The sequence below is a fragment of the Paenibacillus sp. GCM10027627 genome (genome assembly GCF_042675505.1).
In the GTDB taxonomy this organism is placed as follows: domain Bacteria; phylum Bacillota; class Bacilli; order Paenibacillales; family Paenibacillaceae; genus Pristimantibacillus.
This window is the reverse complement of sequence record NZ_JBHTHB010000001.1, coordinates 754,367-769,733: the sequence shown is the minus strand read 5'-3', so window position 1 is coordinate 769,733 and position 15,367 is coordinate 754,367. Positions and strand designations below refer to the sequence as shown.

General features: G+C 48.6%; 14 protein-coding genes. 4 read left to right on the top strand and 10 right to left on the bottom strand.

Annotation, left to right across the window (positions count from 1 at the left end; translation table 11 throughout):
* Window positions 1-64: 64 nt before the first annotated feature.
* A complete protein-coding gene (gene xerS, locus ACFQZE_RS03650; RefSeq protein ID WP_379353755.1) occupies window positions 65-1,168 on the top strand; it encodes a tyrosine recombinase XerS in 1,104 nt (367 codons plus the stop codon).
* Window positions 1,169-1,175: 7 nt separating this feature from the next.
* Here xerS and ACFQZE_RS03645 read toward each other — a convergent pair whose 3' ends face one another.
* On the bottom strand, window positions 1,176-1,697 hold the full coding sequence (locus ACFQZE_RS03645; RefSeq protein ID WP_379353753.1) for an ADP-heptose synthase: 522 nt from the start codon (window positions 1,695-1,697) through the stop codon (window positions 1,176-1,178).
* 192 nt (window positions 1,698-1,889) lie between these two features.
* On the opposite strand from ACFQZE_RS03645, the gene ACFQZE_RS03640 reads away from it, so the two are divergent.
* Complete coding sequence (locus ACFQZE_RS03640; protein WP_379355493.1) at window positions 1,890-2,882, top strand: YpdA family putative bacillithiol disulfide reductase; 993 nt, start codon at window positions 1,890-1,892, stop codon at window positions 2,880-2,882.
* 91 nt (window positions 2,883-2,973) lie between these two features.
* Here the strand turns inward: ACFQZE_RS03640 and ACFQZE_RS03635 are convergent, their stop codons facing one another.
* From ACFQZE_RS03635 to ACFQZE_RS03600, 8 genes are all read right to left on the bottom strand, one after another.
* On the bottom strand, window positions 2,974-4,293 hold the full coding sequence (locus ACFQZE_RS03635) for a DUF4129 domain-containing protein (protein WP_379355491.1): 1,320 nt from the start codon (window positions 4,291-4,293) through the stop codon (window positions 2,974-2,976).
* Window positions 4,294-4,295: 2 nt separating this feature from the next.
* Entirely contained in the window at window positions 4,296-5,435 is a 1,140-nt protein-coding gene (locus ACFQZE_RS03630) for a DUF58 domain-containing protein (RefSeq protein WP_379353751.1), read from the bottom strand.
* Window positions 5,436-5,444: 9 nt separating this feature from the next.
* A complete protein-coding gene (locus tag ACFQZE_RS03625; RefSeq protein WP_379353749.1) occupies window positions 5,445-6,404 on the bottom strand; it encodes an AAA family ATPase in 960 nt (319 codons plus the stop codon).
* Window positions 6,405-6,433: 29 nt separating this feature from the next.
* Entirely contained in the window at window positions 6,434-7,348 is a 915-nt protein-coding gene (locus ACFQZE_RS03620) for a polysaccharide deacetylase family protein (protein ID WP_379353747.1), read from the bottom strand.
* Between the two features lie 32 nt (window positions 7,349-7,380).
* On the bottom strand, window positions 7,381-8,046 hold the full coding sequence (locus tag ACFQZE_RS03615; RefSeq protein ID WP_379353745.1) for an MOSC domain-containing protein: 666 nt from the start codon (window positions 8,044-8,046) through the stop codon (window positions 7,381-7,383).
* A gap of 233 nt (window positions 8,047-8,279) precedes the next feature.
* On the bottom strand, window positions 8,280-9,905 hold the full coding sequence (locus tag ACFQZE_RS03610; RefSeq protein ID WP_379353743.1) for an amino acid permease: 1,626 nt from the start codon (window positions 9,903-9,905) through the stop codon (window positions 8,280-8,282).
* A gap of 111 nt (window positions 9,906-10,016) precedes the next feature.
* A complete protein-coding gene (locus ACFQZE_RS03605) occupies window positions 10,017-10,628 on the bottom strand; it encodes a DUF3298 and DUF4163 domain-containing protein (protein ID WP_379353741.1) in 612 nt (203 codons plus the stop codon).
* An 83-nt stretch (window positions 10,629-10,711) separates the two neighbouring features.
* On the bottom strand, window positions 10,712-11,437 hold the full coding sequence (locus ACFQZE_RS03600; protein ID WP_379353739.1) for a phosphonate ABC transporter ATP-binding protein: 726 nt from the start codon (window positions 11,435-11,437) through the stop codon (window positions 10,712-10,714).
* 160 nt (window positions 11,438-11,597) lie between these two features.
* Here ACFQZE_RS03600 and ACFQZE_RS03595 point away from each other — a divergent pair, with 160 nt between their 5' ends.
* Both ACFQZE_RS03595 and ACFQZE_RS03590 read left to right on the top strand, forming a co-directional pair.
* The gene (locus tag ACFQZE_RS03595; protein ID WP_379353737.1) at window positions 11,598-11,822 is read left to right on the top strand and encodes a hypothetical protein; all 225 of its coding nucleotides are present in this window, start codon (window positions 11,598-11,600) and stop codon (window positions 11,820-11,822) included.
* Window positions 11,823-12,026: 204 nt separating this feature from the next.
* Window positions 12,027-12,764: an HAD family hydrolase gene (locus ACFQZE_RS03590; RefSeq protein WP_379353735.1), complete on the top strand. Its 738-nt coding sequence runs from the start codon at window positions 12,027-12,029 to the stop codon at window positions 12,762-12,764.
* 13 nt (window positions 12,765-12,777) lie between these two features.
* Here the strand turns inward: ACFQZE_RS03590 and ACFQZE_RS03585 are convergent, their stop codons facing one another.
* A complete protein-coding gene (locus tag ACFQZE_RS03585) occupies window positions 12,778-15,030 on the bottom strand; it encodes a type IA DNA topoisomerase (RefSeq protein WP_379353733.1) in 2,253 nt (750 codons plus the stop codon).
* Window positions 15,031-15,367 lie beyond the last annotated feature (337 nt).

Sequence of the window (15,367 nt, the reverse complement as noted above, 5' to 3'; positions counted from 1 at the left end):
CATTGATACAATAATTGAAAACAATAAAAAATGATTATAACACATATTGAAGGAGCAACAACGTATGAATGTCATCAAAATGAAAGACCGACAGGAATTGGATGCCAAGCTGCCTTCCATGCCGTGGTATATCGAGCAATTCATCAATTATAAGCTGCCCGATCTGTCTCCTTCGACACTCGTAGAATACATTAGAGATTATGAGACGTTTATGAAGTGGATGATGATGGAGGGCTTGACGCAAGGTGCCAAGGTGAAAGAGGTTACGCTGCTGGAACTGGAGACGCTGAGGATGGAGAGCATCGACAATTATCGGATGTTTCTCTCTACCTACAAGCCTGAACGAAACAATCGGACTACGATTACAAGAAAGCTCTCCTCTTTGCGCTCGCTCTTTCACTATTTGAGCCAAATTGCGGAAGATGACGATTTTTATCCATTGCTGAAAAGGAACGTGATGGCGAAGGTGGCGATTAAGCGTACACACAAGCCGAAGGATACAGCCGCCAAGCTAGAAGGCAAGCTGCTGCAAGAGGAGGAAATAACGGAGTTTCTATCGTACATCAAAGTCTATTATGGAGAAGAAGTGGCAGCCAACAAGCAAGCAAGCTATTCCTACGGGCTTAATCGTATGAGAGATGCATGCATTATTAGCTTGATTCTCCATTCCGGTCTGCGCGTATCGGAACTCGTCAACTTAAACGTCGAAGACCTCGATTTGAAAAAAAGGCTTTGTTACGTGTACCGCAAAGGCAAAAACGACGATACGTTCAAAACGCCCGTTTATTTCCGGCAAGATGCAGTAGACGATTTAACTGCCTATCTGGAAATGAGAGATTCCAGGTACAAGGCTCCGAAACGGGAAAAAGCGCTGTTTCTCGCTATAGCCAACGGAAATAAAGAAGGCTCGCGCATGACGAAGCGAGCCATTCAAGCTATGGTATTAAAATATGCGAAACGGTTTGGCAAACCGTATTTGTCCGTCCATAAGTTAAGGCATTCTTTCGCCACCGACTATTACTTGCAAAACGATATTTACAAAACGCAAGAGCAGCTTGGCCACGCATCCCCGGAGACGACGCAAATTTATGCTCATCTAACCGACAAAACGATGTCTGAGGCGATTGATCGCCGGAAAAAAGAAAACGGCGAAGACGAAGAACGCTAGAAGCTGTTTACAATTCCATATCAACCGGAGAGATGCCCTCTTCCACTGCAAATTCAAAATCTTCAATGTCGTATACTTGAACAGGCACTTCCGCTTCAATCAATTTATCCTGAAACTCGAACTGATCCGAAAGCAATGGAATATTCAGCTTTAGCCCGGTGAGCAGCAGCTCCGTTTCAATCGGGTCGAACAGTTCTCCGTATTGAGCATTGTCTACGGCGTGGACGACAGTAAATTGAATTTGATTGCTGAGCAAAAGCGCGGAGCTTTCCCGCCAAGGGACTTGCAGCGCTTTTTCGATTTTTTTGCGGTTTAAGGAATCTTCAAAAAAGGCAATTAATTCATTGATTTTCTCTTTTACGTGTCCATCGTCATCGGGATCATCCATTACGGGATCGGAGCCGTCCCTCATATCGTAAAGCTCTGCAATAGAGGAATACGGGACAACGTAATCGACCGGACGGCTTGGCACCAGAAGATGTCCATACGTAGCTACCATCACGGCCTCGATTACAAAACGTCGACGCATGGTCTCACCCCCCTATTTTTAAACTGCTTTTGGCTGCGCTACCCTACTATTATACAATAAACCAAACGCGGTACAAGATGGGCATTGCCGCAAATTTGCCAAGCCGCTTTAACACGAAGTACAATGGCATTGACTTTTAGAAAATCGATTCACGACCTATTATTGGGGTTTTAGGAGGACATTCCGTTGCAAATTGAACATACGATTATTATCGGCGCAGGTCCATGCGGGCTGGCTGCTGCTATCGAGCTGCAAAGCATCAGCGTTTCGCCGCTTATCATTGAAAAACGCAATATCGTTTATTCCATTTCCCAATACCCGACGTACATGCACTTTTTCAGCTCGCCCGAGTTGCTTGAAATTGGCGACATTCCGTTCACAACGGCCAATGACAAGCCATCCAGGCTTGAAGCGTTGAACTACTACCGTACCGCCGCCCAGCGGCATAACGTCCGCATTCAGCCTTATGAAACGGTAACCGGAATCGTACGGGAAGCGAACGGCTTGTTTAAGCTGTCCAGCCACGACCGATTTGGAGAGCCTATCGAAAGAACTTGCCGCCATGTCATTATTGCGACCGGATATTTCGATCATCCTAACAGACTAGGCATACCGGGCGAAGAGTCGGATAAGGTCAGCCATTTTTTTCGCGAAGCCCATCCTTACGCCGGTATGAACGTCGCTATTATCGGTGGCAGCAATTCGGCAATTGATGCAGCTTTGGAACTGGAGAGAATTGGCGCCAAAGTGACAATCGTTTATAGAGGCGCCGATTACTCGAGGAGCATTAAGCCTTGGGTTCGGCCTATGCTCGAAAGCAAAGTATCGAAAGGCTTGATTGGATTCCGTTTTTCCTCGAAGGTTATTGAAATTCATCCCCGGCATATTGTAGTCGAAAACGGGGATGAAACGGTTGAGCTCCCCAATGACTTTGTGCTCGCCTTAACCGGCTTCCACCCCGATCGGCAGTTTTTGACGCAATCCGGCGTTACGATCGAAGAAGAAGGTTACCCGACGTTCTGCGAAGAAACGATGGAAACTAATGTGAGCGGAATCTATTTGGCTGGCGTTGTCGCTTCCAAACATGAAGCCAACGAAATTTTTATTGAAACGGGACGTTATCACGGCCGCAAAATCGCCGCCCATATGACGGAGCGAATGAAGGAGACGAATAGCGAAACCTAGCTATAAAAAATGCGGCTGGGAGCAAAAAGGTTCATGGGGACATGAACCTTTTTGCTTCCGGCCTATTCACATTTAAATTGCTTTCCCTTCGTTACCGCTTACTGCGCCGGCTGTCTACCCATGCTTTTTGCTCATCCAATTCTTGATTGGCAGGCTCCTTTCCCCCGTAACGCGTATCTTCATATAGGGAGACGAATGAATCTAGTTTGTCGCGATCCGTCTCGCCAAAGGGAACGGACGTCGCCCATTGTCCAGCCGTTTCTCTTGGAGTCAAATGCTCCTTGTGCTTATAGCCAGAGCGCACATTTTCACGAAGCAACAGACGGTATAAATAACGTATCCTCTCACCGTTGGATTGAAGCTGCTCCCATTTCATCTCCCGCTGAAGGCTATCCTCTTTTCCGCTCCGTTTCCTTAGGCGCAAATTGCTTTTTTGAAGCTTCTCCGTCTCGTCCCGGTAACTTTCTTCGCCTATTTCTTCTATATCCCGTTTAAATAACAGCTTGTCCCAAATCGCTTGCAGAAGGCCCTTTGATTTTTTAATTAGGAAATAAAGAGCGAAAACTCCTGCAACAACCGCTGCGATCGAAGCCGCCACAACGATGATCCGTTCCAACACTTCCATAAAGACATTGTCTTTTGGTTCCGACATCCATTCCGGCCATTCTGACGGCTGTGCCGTTTGTTCCGGCAAAGGCGCCTGCTCGCTGCTATTTCTAGAGAAAAGGGCTCTAAGTAGAGCACGAAGCTTTTCTTCAAGCCATTGCCGAACTTCTCCAAAAGCGAGAAAACCAATCATAATTCCAAGCAGAATACCCATTAAAGCGCGATTTTGCTTGCGGGAACTGCGTAACGCCGGAGTAGACCGCTTATCGATCGTCTCCTTCCACACAAGTCTTTCATTAATCATAATAAAAAATAAAAGAATAGCGGCAACTCCGCCTGCATTTAACATCAGCTCGTAATCGAGCAGCTTCTCAAGCAATAGCACTTTTAGCGGTAGAAGGACGATATAGCCCATAATGCCGACAAACATATGGACGGAGTGGAAAGAACCCTCCCAGCCCTGCTTTTGAAGATAGCCCCGATCGGCAAAAAAAGCTCCAAGCAAGACGAGTGGAACGAGCTTAACCGGATTAAGCGAAGCCGCCCCCCCTGCCATAATGACCGCAAAAGAATGTACAAACGCCAGCAAAAGCGACATTGTATAGCGGGATATATTGCGTGCTGCCATTTGGCTAGGCCGCCAAACTCCAGATCCAATATAAATAAGCGGCAAGGTGAACACCCACCACAAAATCGAAGGTTCAGGGACAAAATAAACGGCTGCCGCAACCAAAAACGGAAAATAAAAAACGAGTTCGAGCCAGCTTCTACCTATCGTTTTCCAAAAAGGAGCACCCGTGTCCATCTTCACGCGCCCCTCCCTTCCACTTGGCCAGTTGTAGTCTCCCTGTTGCCAATCGGTTCGTCGTCTGTCAGCTCGTTCAGCTGCCAAACGGATACGGAATTACCCTTTGCGCGAAGCCTATTCGCCGAAAGCTCCAGCTCATCGTTCCAATAGGCCGAAATGACAAGCACATCGCAATTGGAATACGCTTTCAAGCTTTCTGTTTCCAGCAGCTCCTTAAACGACTCCGTCCGCTCCAATATAAGTCTTGCCAACGTTTCATAGATCAACACTAGATGCTCTTGGCCCCGGCCCGGCTCCACCGAAACGCTTTGCCGCGATGGATCCATCGGCATATTGGTGCAAAATCCGACCTCCATACTTTGAGCGACGGCTCTTTCCGCCACTCCTGCAGCCCACTCGATTCCGTGCTCAATCAGCTTTTCGTTGGAGATGGATTTCCACATCTGTTCGCCATCTTCCCCATTAAGGCAAATAAGCAGCTTGCGATCAGCTGTAAAATCGTATTTGTGTACTTGCAGCTCACCTCTGCGCGCCGTCGCCTTCCAGTTGATTTGTTTCATGGAATCGCCAGCGCTGTAAGCTCTTGCTCCGGCTACAACAAAAGGATCCGGCACGATAAACCGACGCACGGAATGATCGCCTTGCCAACTGCATGAGGGCAGCTCATCAAACGGCACATCTGCCGGCTTTGGATATACGACCAGTCTGTCGTTCAACGGAATTTGCATGCATACATGCGTATGGCCAAACAAATCTCCGCCCGTCATCGTGACCGAGTTAAGCTCGTAAACCCCTCTTCGCATCGGACGAATCGTATGGGTCCGCGTCAGTCTCGTATAACCGCCCAAGCTGAACAAGCTGCGATGATTTTGATAGACTTCGCCGCTGCTAACGTCAAAGTTTTCACCTTTGCGAAAAGCCAGTTGCGAAGAAAGCTGCGATTCGACCCGGAGCCACGGAATTGGCAGCCGTTTTTTGTTGTCCAGCCGTTCCACCAGCTCAATTTCGTCTCCGCGAAAGCAAACCGTTTGTTTAAAAGCGCGGCTGTATTCCAACTGGTGAAAAATAAACCTTCTGAACAGTAGAACTTGACCGTACAAAAGCATTAATGCAAACAAGGCAAACCAAAAAATAAACATGAGCGGCTCCTACCCCGCCGTCACACCGGCTTCGGCCGGCACGGCGATTTCGGACAAAATAAGCTCCAGCACCCTTTCGGCTCCACCAGACGTTCTGGCAAGTCCTTTCATCGAAATCCGATGGGACATAACAGGCACCGCCATCGCCTTAATATCATCAGGCGTCACATAGTCTCGCCCTTTCAAAACCGCATGCACTTGCGCCGCCCGCAGCAAAGCCTGACTTCCACGCGGGCTTACGCCAATGGCCACTTCATCCCGCGCTCTTGTCCGTTCCACAATCGTCAATAAATACCGGAGCACTTCATCCGAAATCGCGACAAGAGGATAAGCTTTTTTCGCCGCCTCTATGGCGCCCGCGTCCGCAACGGGACGCAGCTCGGCAAGCGGATCATGTTCTTTAAACCGTCTGAGCAATTGCAAGCTTTCTTCCGTGGTCGGGTAGCCCATTTTAATTTTGAACAAAAAGCGGTCGAGCTGCGCTTCCGGCAGCGGAAACGTTCCGTGCTGCTCAACCGGATTTTGTGTGGCAATGACCATAAAAGGGGAGCTTAGCCCTTTTGTTTCCCCGTCGATGCTGACTTGCCTCTCCTCCATACATTCCAGCAAGCTCGATTGCGTTCGCGGCGTCGCGCGGTTGATTTCATCGGCGAGCAGCAAATGAGTAAACAACGGGCCAGGGCGGAACTGAAAATCGCCTTCCTTCTGATTATAAAAATGAATGCCGCTCAAATCGGAAGGCAGCAGGTCAGGCGTAAATTGAACCCTTTTAAAATCCAGACTAAGCGACCTCGCAAACGATTTGGCCAGCAATGTTTTCCCAGTACCCGGCACATCCTCAAGCAGCACATGCCCTGATGTAATTAATCCCGTTAACAATAAGTCCACAACTTCTTCTTTGCCTACAATGACTTTGCCCACATTGGCTTTAACCGCATGCGCCAGTTCCCGTATCGCTTGAAATGTCATAGTTGCTTCCCCTTTTTATTCGCTTAGGCTTATACCTTCGCCCGGTTTCTTTGAAGATTTTGCAGCTCGCGCCATCTAATCAGCTTAATTCCTTCATCCTCCAACGTTTGGCGCACATCCGCATCGCGGAACAGCTCAAGCTCCATCGCCCGTTTCTCCGGTTCGAAATGAAAAGCTTTAAGCTCATCCGTCAATAACGCCGGGTGGATGAACAGCTCCGTCACCCCAGCCTTTAACGAACGAAGCAAGCTCTGCACATCCGACTTTAAAGAATCAAATGTTTCGCCGGCTTGCAGCTGGAACGGATAGCTGACCAAATAATCCAAAATGACGACTCCTTTGGAGTCCGCAAGAGCTGCGATTGCATTTGCTCTCTCTTGCATTTCCGGAGGCGCGGCCCCGTGCTCTGCGCTGACATAACGCGGCAAACGGAACGGCAAGCCATAAGCGGCGCATACGTCCATCACTTCAACCATAAAGTGATTGCCTGTCTGCAAGCCGTACAAGCTGCCCATATGATTGTCCGCATGCGTTGGCTTCATGCCAAGCTTCAGCGCTCTATCCAGTTGACTGATCAATTCCAGCTTAACGTGCTCCGAAGTGGCATTTTGCTCAAAAGCCAATGTTCCTTGATGAAAATAACCTTCCTCCGTTACTAAAGAAGAGACGTCGGCTCCGGCCGAAATCGGGCCCCATTTGTAGGCATCCCATTCGCTTGTAAACGTAAAATGAACGCCGACGTCGTACTGCGGATTTTGCGCGCTCCATAGCGCCGCTTCTCTCGACCAGCCGCATGGCGGCATAAGCGTTGCCGAACTGATCACTTCCTCTTGCAGCAGGTTCTGCACGCCTTTATTTACCGAATGGCACAGTCCATAATCATCCGCATTTACGAGCAGCAAACGATCCTCTTCCTTGTACCCCAACGCTTTAGCCAAACTCATTTCTTATCCCTCCATGCTCTATTATAAAAATGCTAGGACCGCAGCTTCATTAGCCGTTTCTCCAGCTGACTTTGCCAGCTTTCGGCCAGCTCCCTCACGCTAAGCAGCCTCTCTATTTCTTTTATATTTTCTTTTTCGATATACATAACTCGGTTCGCTTCCGCTAGGGTCAGCCTTGAAGGATGGCGCTCTTCCAGTTTAACGGCGTCTCCCTGCTTCACAAAACCTTCTACCAATACTCTAAAATAAAACCCGGTATAGCCCGTTTCCTGAGCCAGTGCCGGCAGCATCGGCCAATCGTTGCGAAGACCAAGCTTGAAGCAAGGCTGGCGCGGCTGACTCACTTGAAGCGTCGTTTCTCCGACCGTCAAAATGTCGCCGATGCACACATCTTCTTCGGTCCACTCTGAAAGCGTGAAATTTTCCCCGAAAGCGCCGTTTGTCATCGGTTTCCCCATAAGGGTCGTCCAATAGGGATACCGTGCTTCAAAATAAGCGCAAACCGCTTTGTCGGGGCCGCCATGATGGATCGTATCGCCTTGCCCGTCGCCCTGAACGCCAAGCGTGCCGACAAAGCGGGCCTCCTCTGAAGCCTGTTTAAAAATGCCGCTCAGCACCTCTTTGGAGCCATGCTTAATCATTTGAGGTTCGCCCACTTGCAGCGAGGCAAGCTTAGCTTCGATCTGTTTTACTATCATGAATATGGATTCTCCCGCTTTCTAGATTCTATTCTTTTCCATTATAAACGTGGTAGGGAGATGTTGGCAAAAAAAATGCCGCGATTGCGGCGCACACGATTTTTTGTTTCTATTTAACGGGGTTAATGTTCGGATTTCGACAGCTTTTCTCTCACCTCGCCCCGGCATGTCGAAACTGTTACATTTTATGTCCCTTATTGCGCTTCCCCGGGAAATGATCACGAAGGAAATATTCATTTCCCAACCCCCCCCCTCTTATTTCTTATTGCTAACCCATAAGCCGCCGCTGCTATCCAAAGAACTCCCGCTACCGCTATGGCGATAAAATCTAAAAACAACGCAACCATTACAATACCGGCTGCCAGCCAGATTAAAGCAACAACATGAATCGTTTTGCTCCAGCTTCCAAGGTGCCAAGGCGCATCTCGGAAAACGGCAGCCCCGCTCCCAATGCGCGAATGGATGCGGGATCGCTTCTCTAACCTCCATTGCCTAAGCCTGAGGCCTAGCGGGATGGCATACGCGAGATGCAGCAGCACCACAGCAGCCGCTACAAGTAAAATAAACATCCCTTCCGGGCGAAAAAGTTGCACCGCTAAGAGCAAAGCGACGGAGAAGCCCGCGCTAAACCAAAGTGCAGCATGTGGACTTCTGCCGCTTGGCGCCACCTGTACAGCTGCATGGGCGAACGGAACCAGCTTATCTCTGCCTAAGCTAAAAAGCGCCCTAGAGCTGCCCGCCATCGCTTGCAAGCCGCTCCACCAAAGTGAAGCCAAGACGAGGAGCACAACAAAACCTGATCCTCCCCATCCCGACAAGGCGCCTTGAATAAAAAGCTGATCGCCTTGCAATCCCGGTATAGCGGAAGACGAGAATTGGGGGCCTCCCATGTAAATTCCGGCTGTCAGAGCCATAAACGTCAACAATACCAATGCTGCGATATACGTATAGCTGGTAGACAAATAAATGCCCCATGGCGTTCGGACTCTAGGCTCCACCGTTTCCTCGGACTGCAAAGCGGCCCCGTCCATTCCTAAAAACAGCTTCATAAGCAGCAACAATCCCGTTACATACATACCCGGCTCTACGCCGCCTTCCAACCCCAGCCCTTGAAATTGATATAGTACCGCAGGAGAATAAGTTCCTGGCCAAAACATCCATGCCAGTCCCCCGAGGATAAGCGCGATCGTCATCAGTTGCAGCCACAACCCTACCGTTCCCGCCCATGGCTTCCATTTCGCGCCCCAATAATTAAATGCGGCTTGCGAGCCGGCAACGATGGCAACCATGCTCCAAAAGCTGATCCAGGTAGGAGCATACCCCCATTTCCATGAGGCGATGCTGTCAGCCAAATATGCGCAGCCTCCTATCATCAGAGCCGTCATGCACAAGTTGCCGGCAGCGTGAAACCAGCCTGTGTGCAGCGCCCACCTTTTGCCGCCAAACAGCTTGGCGGCATGCGACAAGCTGCCCGCGGTAGGAATAGCTGAAGAAAGTTCAGCAAGACCCGCGCTAACGCAAATATAGAACAAAGCCAATATAGGCAGCCCGAAGCCGACTACGGAAAAACCGCCATGCTGCAAAGCCGGACCAAACAGCAAGGCAGCGGCTCCGACTAACCCCATTGAATTAAACGACGCGCTTAGAGCGGAAATGCCGCCTCCGTTTCTTTTGAGCAGCTGCTCCAGCCCTAGCCGATTGAGTTCCTGCTTGTCTTGGAGCAATTGCGTGTCCTCTCCGTAATGCGCCATGCTTTGATAACCTGTAATATGCAGCCCTTGCTGCGCCTTCCAGGCTACCGCGATAGCGAATGCGCAAACGCCAGCAGCGAGCAGCATGCCTAAATAGATTGCCGTCAAGCTCCCACCTCCATAAAGTAAATCTATGTATGGACTGCTTCCTCCATAACCGCCGCCAATGCAAAAAAGCCCTCTAGCCTTGCCAATCGGCAAGTTAGAAGAGCCCCAATGTTAGTCGTTTACGATCATCGGTCCAAGCGGGCCGTCCTCGCGGATAATATTTTGCAGGTCATAAACCGATATCGGAAAATAGAGAAATCCGTATACATACGCAGCCAGCTCATACAGCTGAAAATAGACGACGAGCGAGCGATCGGCAATGTAAAAAGACTGCTCCGGAGAAATCGCCTTAAACGGCTCCAACGTTTCAATACCTCGCTGCTTGATTTGCTCCGACACGATGCGGCTGATACGTGCAACATAGTCGCTCCCCGGCTTGAACAGATCTTTTAACGCATAGGCTTGACCGGTAGACGCTTTGAACGTTAACGATTGCTGAAGAGTCATGCCATGCGCTCCGCCCGTGTAAGCGTAATTGTATAAAGAGAGGCTGAGCACATCCTTTTCATTCGTTTTCAGCTCATAATAGCCAATCATCTCCGCCCTCGGATCCTCCAGACTGCCTTGGCTGTTAACTAGCTTCTGCGCATGAGCGACTATGGAGTTGTTTATTTTGCGGTCCGCATCCGCGCTGACCCCTCCACTGGCATGAGGGATCGCCAAATGAGCCTTCGGAAAAACGGCTTTTGCCGTTTGGACAACGAGAGGAGAAGATACAGCCATCGAACCATCCACCACCCCATCCGGCTTGATGGTACATTGTATGAGTCAACCGGCTTTTCCCATTCACCCTCGCCCAGTTATAACTACAACAATTGCTTCTCTCGCTCCGTCAGCCTTCTGCCGTACACGTCCAAAACTAGATTTCCTTTATTTAATCCTAAAATGCGATCCGCGTATCTCTCTGCCCAATCCCCTTGATGAAGCACCGCAATGACGATGATCCCTTCATTTTTGCAAAGGGATTTAAGCTCCGCAAGCACCGCGTCCGCCGCATGCGGATCTAGGCCCGATACAGGCTCGTCGGCGACAATGACCTTCGCGCCATGGACAAGCGCTCTTGCAATAGCCATCCTCTGGCGTTCGCCGCCGCTTAAATGTCTGGCATGCACATGCGCTTTGTCCAGCAGCCCTCTTTTTTCGATCAGATCCATCGCGCCCATATAATCGTCGCTGCGAACCATGCCCGTCCATCTGCGCCAAGCCGGAGTTTGGCTGACAGAACCGATGATCACATTTTTAAGCCCGCTTTTATTGGGGTATAAAAAAGGCTTTTCTTCCAAATAAGCAATTTGGCTCCTTACCTTCAGCTTTCCGAACCAGCTCTTTTTGAGGACATCTTTTCCGTTGAATTGAAACGCTCCGGAGCTCCATCCCTCTTGCAGAGCCAAACATTTCAGCAGCATCGACTTGCCGCTTCCACTGCTTCCTTTAACCGCTATAAAATCGCCCTCATAAGCTTCAAAACTAATATCGTTCAGCACTTTTGGACCGCCGGGAATCCGTTTGGTCAACCCTTTAATTCTAAGCATGTTCCGCTCTCCTTCTGCTCGCCTGTAAACGCTTCTATTAATCTAGTTTACGGTAAATAAAAAACACTTTCCATACGAACAAATGTTTGCTATAATGGAAATAAGAACAAACGTTCTCTATGATCTCTAATCCCCATATAAAGAAGGAGGCTAGATCACCATGAAATCCAACTGTGAAAATTTCCGTTTTGTTGAGAAGATACGCCCTTATCGAGATTTAACTTTTAAGTTTTATAAGGACGGAAAGCTTGTCATTATCGATAATGCCACGGAGGAGGTGGTCAGGCCTAAAGATTTAAGGGCAGATAGCCGAGATTTTTATGTTCGTCAACGGATCGCTTTTATTAAGAATCAATTGGTCGAATCCCAATTAAAATATGCCTAATGGAAGAGGTGTAGAACATATGTTCTACACCTCTTCTTTTGTTGCCTAACGCAACCTCTTAGGATTGTCCCTTGTTGATGCCTATAAGCTTGGAAGACGCTTTGCAAAAGTGCCCTCAGACATCCATACATTGACTTCATGCCGTCATTTGCGGTAGATTGGTCATACAATAGCCATGACTGCCACAAAGGAGATTTTACACGTATGAAGCAACAAATTATGTTTGACCTGGACGACACTTTAATTTATTGCAATAAATACTTTTTTTTCGTGATTGATCAATTTATCGACTCCATGACAACTTGGTTTGGCGGATCATCTTTGGTTACGGCTGAAGGGATCCGGGACAAGCAAATGGAGCGGGACATAGCCTTGATTGGGAACACGGGCTTTAAAAGCGAACATTTTCCGCAATCTTTTGTTGATACATACCATTATTACTGCGATTTAACCGGTAAAAAACGCTCTGCATCGGAAGAGCAATTTTTATGGAAACTTGGCATTGGCGTTTACGAGCATGATACGGAACCGTATCCAAACATGGAGCGTACCCTCGATACTCTTGCCGAAGCAGGTCATGAGCTTCATCTCTATACAGGCGGAGAAGCACTTATTCAGCAGCGCAAAATCGATCATATGGGCCTTACGCGTTATTTCGAATCGCGAATCTATATTCGGCAATTAAAAAATTACGATGCTTTGGAGCAAATTTTGTCTACTGGCCCTTTCGACCGCTCCCGTACTTGGATGATCGGCAATTCCATTAGGACGGATGTTGTTCCTGCCCTGACGGCAGGCATCCATGCCATTCATATGAGAACCCATCAAGAATGGCATTACAATGTCATTCAAATCGACGTTCAGCCCAAAGGAGCCTTCTTTACACTGGATCAGCTACAGGATGTCCCACCCGCCATTCAGGACTATTTAAACCGCAGCTAGTGTATGCCAGGCGCTATTGCTCGATTGAAAGCTCACCCGTGTTCGGGTTGCGAAGGACAATGCGTCCATCCGAAGTTGTGCCATCTTGCCGCTTAAGCTTTAGCTTGGCGGTTTTTCCTTTTTCAGCCAATGCTTTAACCTGTGCATCCGACAAGCTGCGGCCGAAGCTTTCTTTCCAAATGACAAAACCGCAGCCTGACCGGTAGTTGGAGCAGCCATATCCCTTTTTCCCCATAAAAAGGTGGCCTCCGCAGCCTGGGCGCGGACAAGCGGCAATGACCGAAGGCGCAGCCGATGCCCCCGTGGCCGAAACTTGTTTTGCCGCAGTTGCCACTCTTGATTTGCTGCCGCTTGCGCGTGATTGCGAGCCTCCGCTACCTCTAGTCGTTTTGCCGCGGCCTCTGGCAGGCGCAGCATCCCCCTCAAATGAGGTTTTATCGGCTCTCGACTGCTGCTTGACTTTATCGACAATCATCGTTGCAAACTTTTTGACATTTTCCATAAACTGAGCGTGGGAAGCAGTGCCTCTCGAAATTTCCGTCAGCCGTCGCTCCCACATTCCTGTCATTTCAGGCGACGTCAACAATTCGACTCCCGCTGCGCGAATGAGATCGATGGCGGTACGCCCCTTTTGTGTAATCATAATCCGTTTTCCTTGCATATCTACATATCCGACGTTTTTTAACCGTTCGATCGTGGCGGCGCGCGTGGCCGGCGTTCCGAGGCCGGAATCCTTCATCGCGTCCCGCACTTCCTCGTCTTCGATTTGCTTCCCTGCGCTTTCCATCGCTTTGAGCAGCGTGCCTTCTGTAAAATGTTTAGGCGGCTGCGTATCTTTTTCCTTCACCAAAGCGTTATCGCAAAGGGCAGCGGCGTTTGCTACAACACGGAAAGGCTCTGTTACTTCTTCCTCTTCGTCCGCCTCTTCCTCTTTTTTGCTGGATTTCGTTTTTTCCTTCTTTTGATCGGCGTATAAAACTTTCCACCCTAAGCTCAGCAGCTGTTTGACAGAGGTTTTAAACGTTTCCCCTTCAACTACCGTCAGAACAGTATGGGATTTATATTCTGCCGCCGCATAAAATTGCGCCAAAAAACGGCGAACAATTAAATCGTACAGCTTCTGCTCATCGGCCGATAAGCCGCTCGCTTTTCGATAGGTAGGCAATATCGCATGATGGTCTTCCACTTTGGCGGGATTGCAAACAAACTTGTTGCCCTTGTGGACCAAGCTTTTGTTGGCGCCTTTGGCCCATTCGTCATATTGCGTTCCATGAAGGGCATTTAGCGTCTTGTGCATTTCGGCGATATTTTGTTCTGTGACATAGTTGGAGTTCGTTCTCGGATAAGAAATCACTTTATGCTTTTCATAAAGGGCTTGCGCTGTATCCAGCGTTTTCTTCGCCGAAAAACCGTATTTCCCGTTTGCTTCCCGTTGAAGCAACGTCAGATCGTACAATTTGTAAGGATATTCTTTAACATCCTTAACTTCATATGAAGTAATTTGCCCCCTCTTGTCCTTCACCTTGGCGACTATTGATTCCGCCTGCTTTTTGTCCGTTATCCGTTCTCCTTGCCAAAGTCCGCGATAGCTTGTCTCCCCTTGGGTGAAATGGCCCTCCACTTCAAAATAGGTTAACGAATCAAAGGTTTCGATCAGCTTTTGCCGATCGTAAATAAGCGCAAGCACCGGCGTCTGGACACGGCCGACCGACAACAGCACATTATGTTTCGTTGTGAACGCCCGCGAACCGTTCATGCCTATGAGCCAGTCCGCTTCGCTTCGCGCAGTAGCCGCTTTTGTCAAATTATCGTATTCCGATCCATCCTTCAGCTCTGCAAAACCTCTGCGAATCGTCTCCGGCGTCAGGTCGGAAATCCATAGCCGTTTAACAGGCTGATTCAGCTTTAGATGCCTTTGAATAAGCGAAAAAATATATTGCCCTTCTCTCCCGGCATCGCAGCAGTTGATTAGAGAGTGGCAGCGCCCCGCCAATTGACCAATCACTTTAAGCTGATCGGCCGTCTTTTTATTCGGCACAAGCTTAAACTTAGTCGGGATAATCGGCAAATCTTGAATATTCCATTTTTTGTAGCGTTCATCATAGGCATCTGGTTCGGCAAGTCCGATCAAATGCCCAATCGCCCAAGTAATGATATATTGCTCGCCTTCTATATAAGTGCGGAAATTTTTGGCCTTTGGATCGATAGCGGCGGCAATGTTGCGACCCATGTCAGGCTTTTCCGCCACAATTAATATTTTTCCCATAGGATGGTCGACCACCTTTCCGTTCTTCCGCTTTGTAAATGAGTTTGGGTAAAAGCTTATTTTATTTAACTAGCTCGAAAATATCAATCCGCCGTGCACAAAGAAACATACGGATTTACCGGGTTTAACATGACCGGCAATGCCTATACATATGAAGACTGAATTCAGCAACTGAAGCTAAAACAAATACTAGTATGCAAAACGGATTTACTCTGTCTTTCTATGTCTCACTCATGAGGAACTGGTAGGTTGGATATTTTCGCATTTTCCATTTTGGCTATATTTTTTTGTTTTTCTCTCTTTACACTGCGCGCCATTCATGTAAGGAATAAACATT

Coding starts and splice junctions, on each gene's coding strand:
- ACFQZE_RS03635 (WP_379355491.1), bottom strand. CDS start 4,293: ATGGACACGGGTGCTCCTTTTTGGAAAACGATAGGTAGAAGCTGGCTC.
- ACFQZE_RS03600 (WP_379353739.1), bottom strand. CDS start 11,437: ATGCTTAGAATTAAAGGGTTGACCAAACGGATTCCCGGCGGTCCAAAA.
- ACFQZE_RS03590 (WP_379353735.1), top strand. CDS start 12,027: ATGAAGCAACAAATTATGTTTGACCTGGACGACACTTTAATTTATTGC.
- ACFQZE_RS03585 (WP_379353733.1), bottom strand. CDS start 15,030: ATGGGAAAAATATTAATTGTGGCGGAAAAGCCTGACATGGGTCGCAAC.
- ACFQZE_RS03595 (WP_379353737.1), top strand. CDS start 11,598: ATGAAATCCAACTGTGAAAATTTCCGTTTTGTTGAGAAGATACGCCCT.
- ACFQZE_RS03630 (WP_379353751.1), bottom strand. CDS start 5,435: ATGTTTATTTTTTGGTTTGCCTTGTTTGCATTAATGCTTTTGTACGGT.
- ACFQZE_RS03645 (WP_379353753.1), bottom strand. CDS start 1,697: ATGCGTCGACGTTTTGTAATCGAGGCCGTGATGGTAGCTACGTATGGA.
- ACFQZE_RS03625 (WP_379353749.1), bottom strand. CDS start 6,404: ATGACATTTCAAGCGATACGGGAACTGGCGCATGCGGTTAAAGCCAAT.
- ACFQZE_RS03620 (WP_379353747.1), bottom strand. CDS start 7,348: ATGAGTTTGGCTAAAGCGTTGGGGTACAAGGAAGAGGATCGTTTGCTG.
- ACFQZE_RS03605 (WP_379353741.1), bottom strand. CDS start 10,628: ATGGCTGTATCTTCTCCTCTCGTTGTCCAAACGGCAAAAGCCGTTTTT.
- xerS (WP_379353755.1), top strand. CDS start 65: ATGAATGTCATCAAAATGAAAGACCGACAGGAATTGGATGCCAAGCTG.
- ACFQZE_RS03615 (WP_379353745.1), bottom strand. CDS start 8,046: ATGATAGTAAAACAGATCGAAGCTAAGCTTGCCTCGCTGCAAGTGGGC.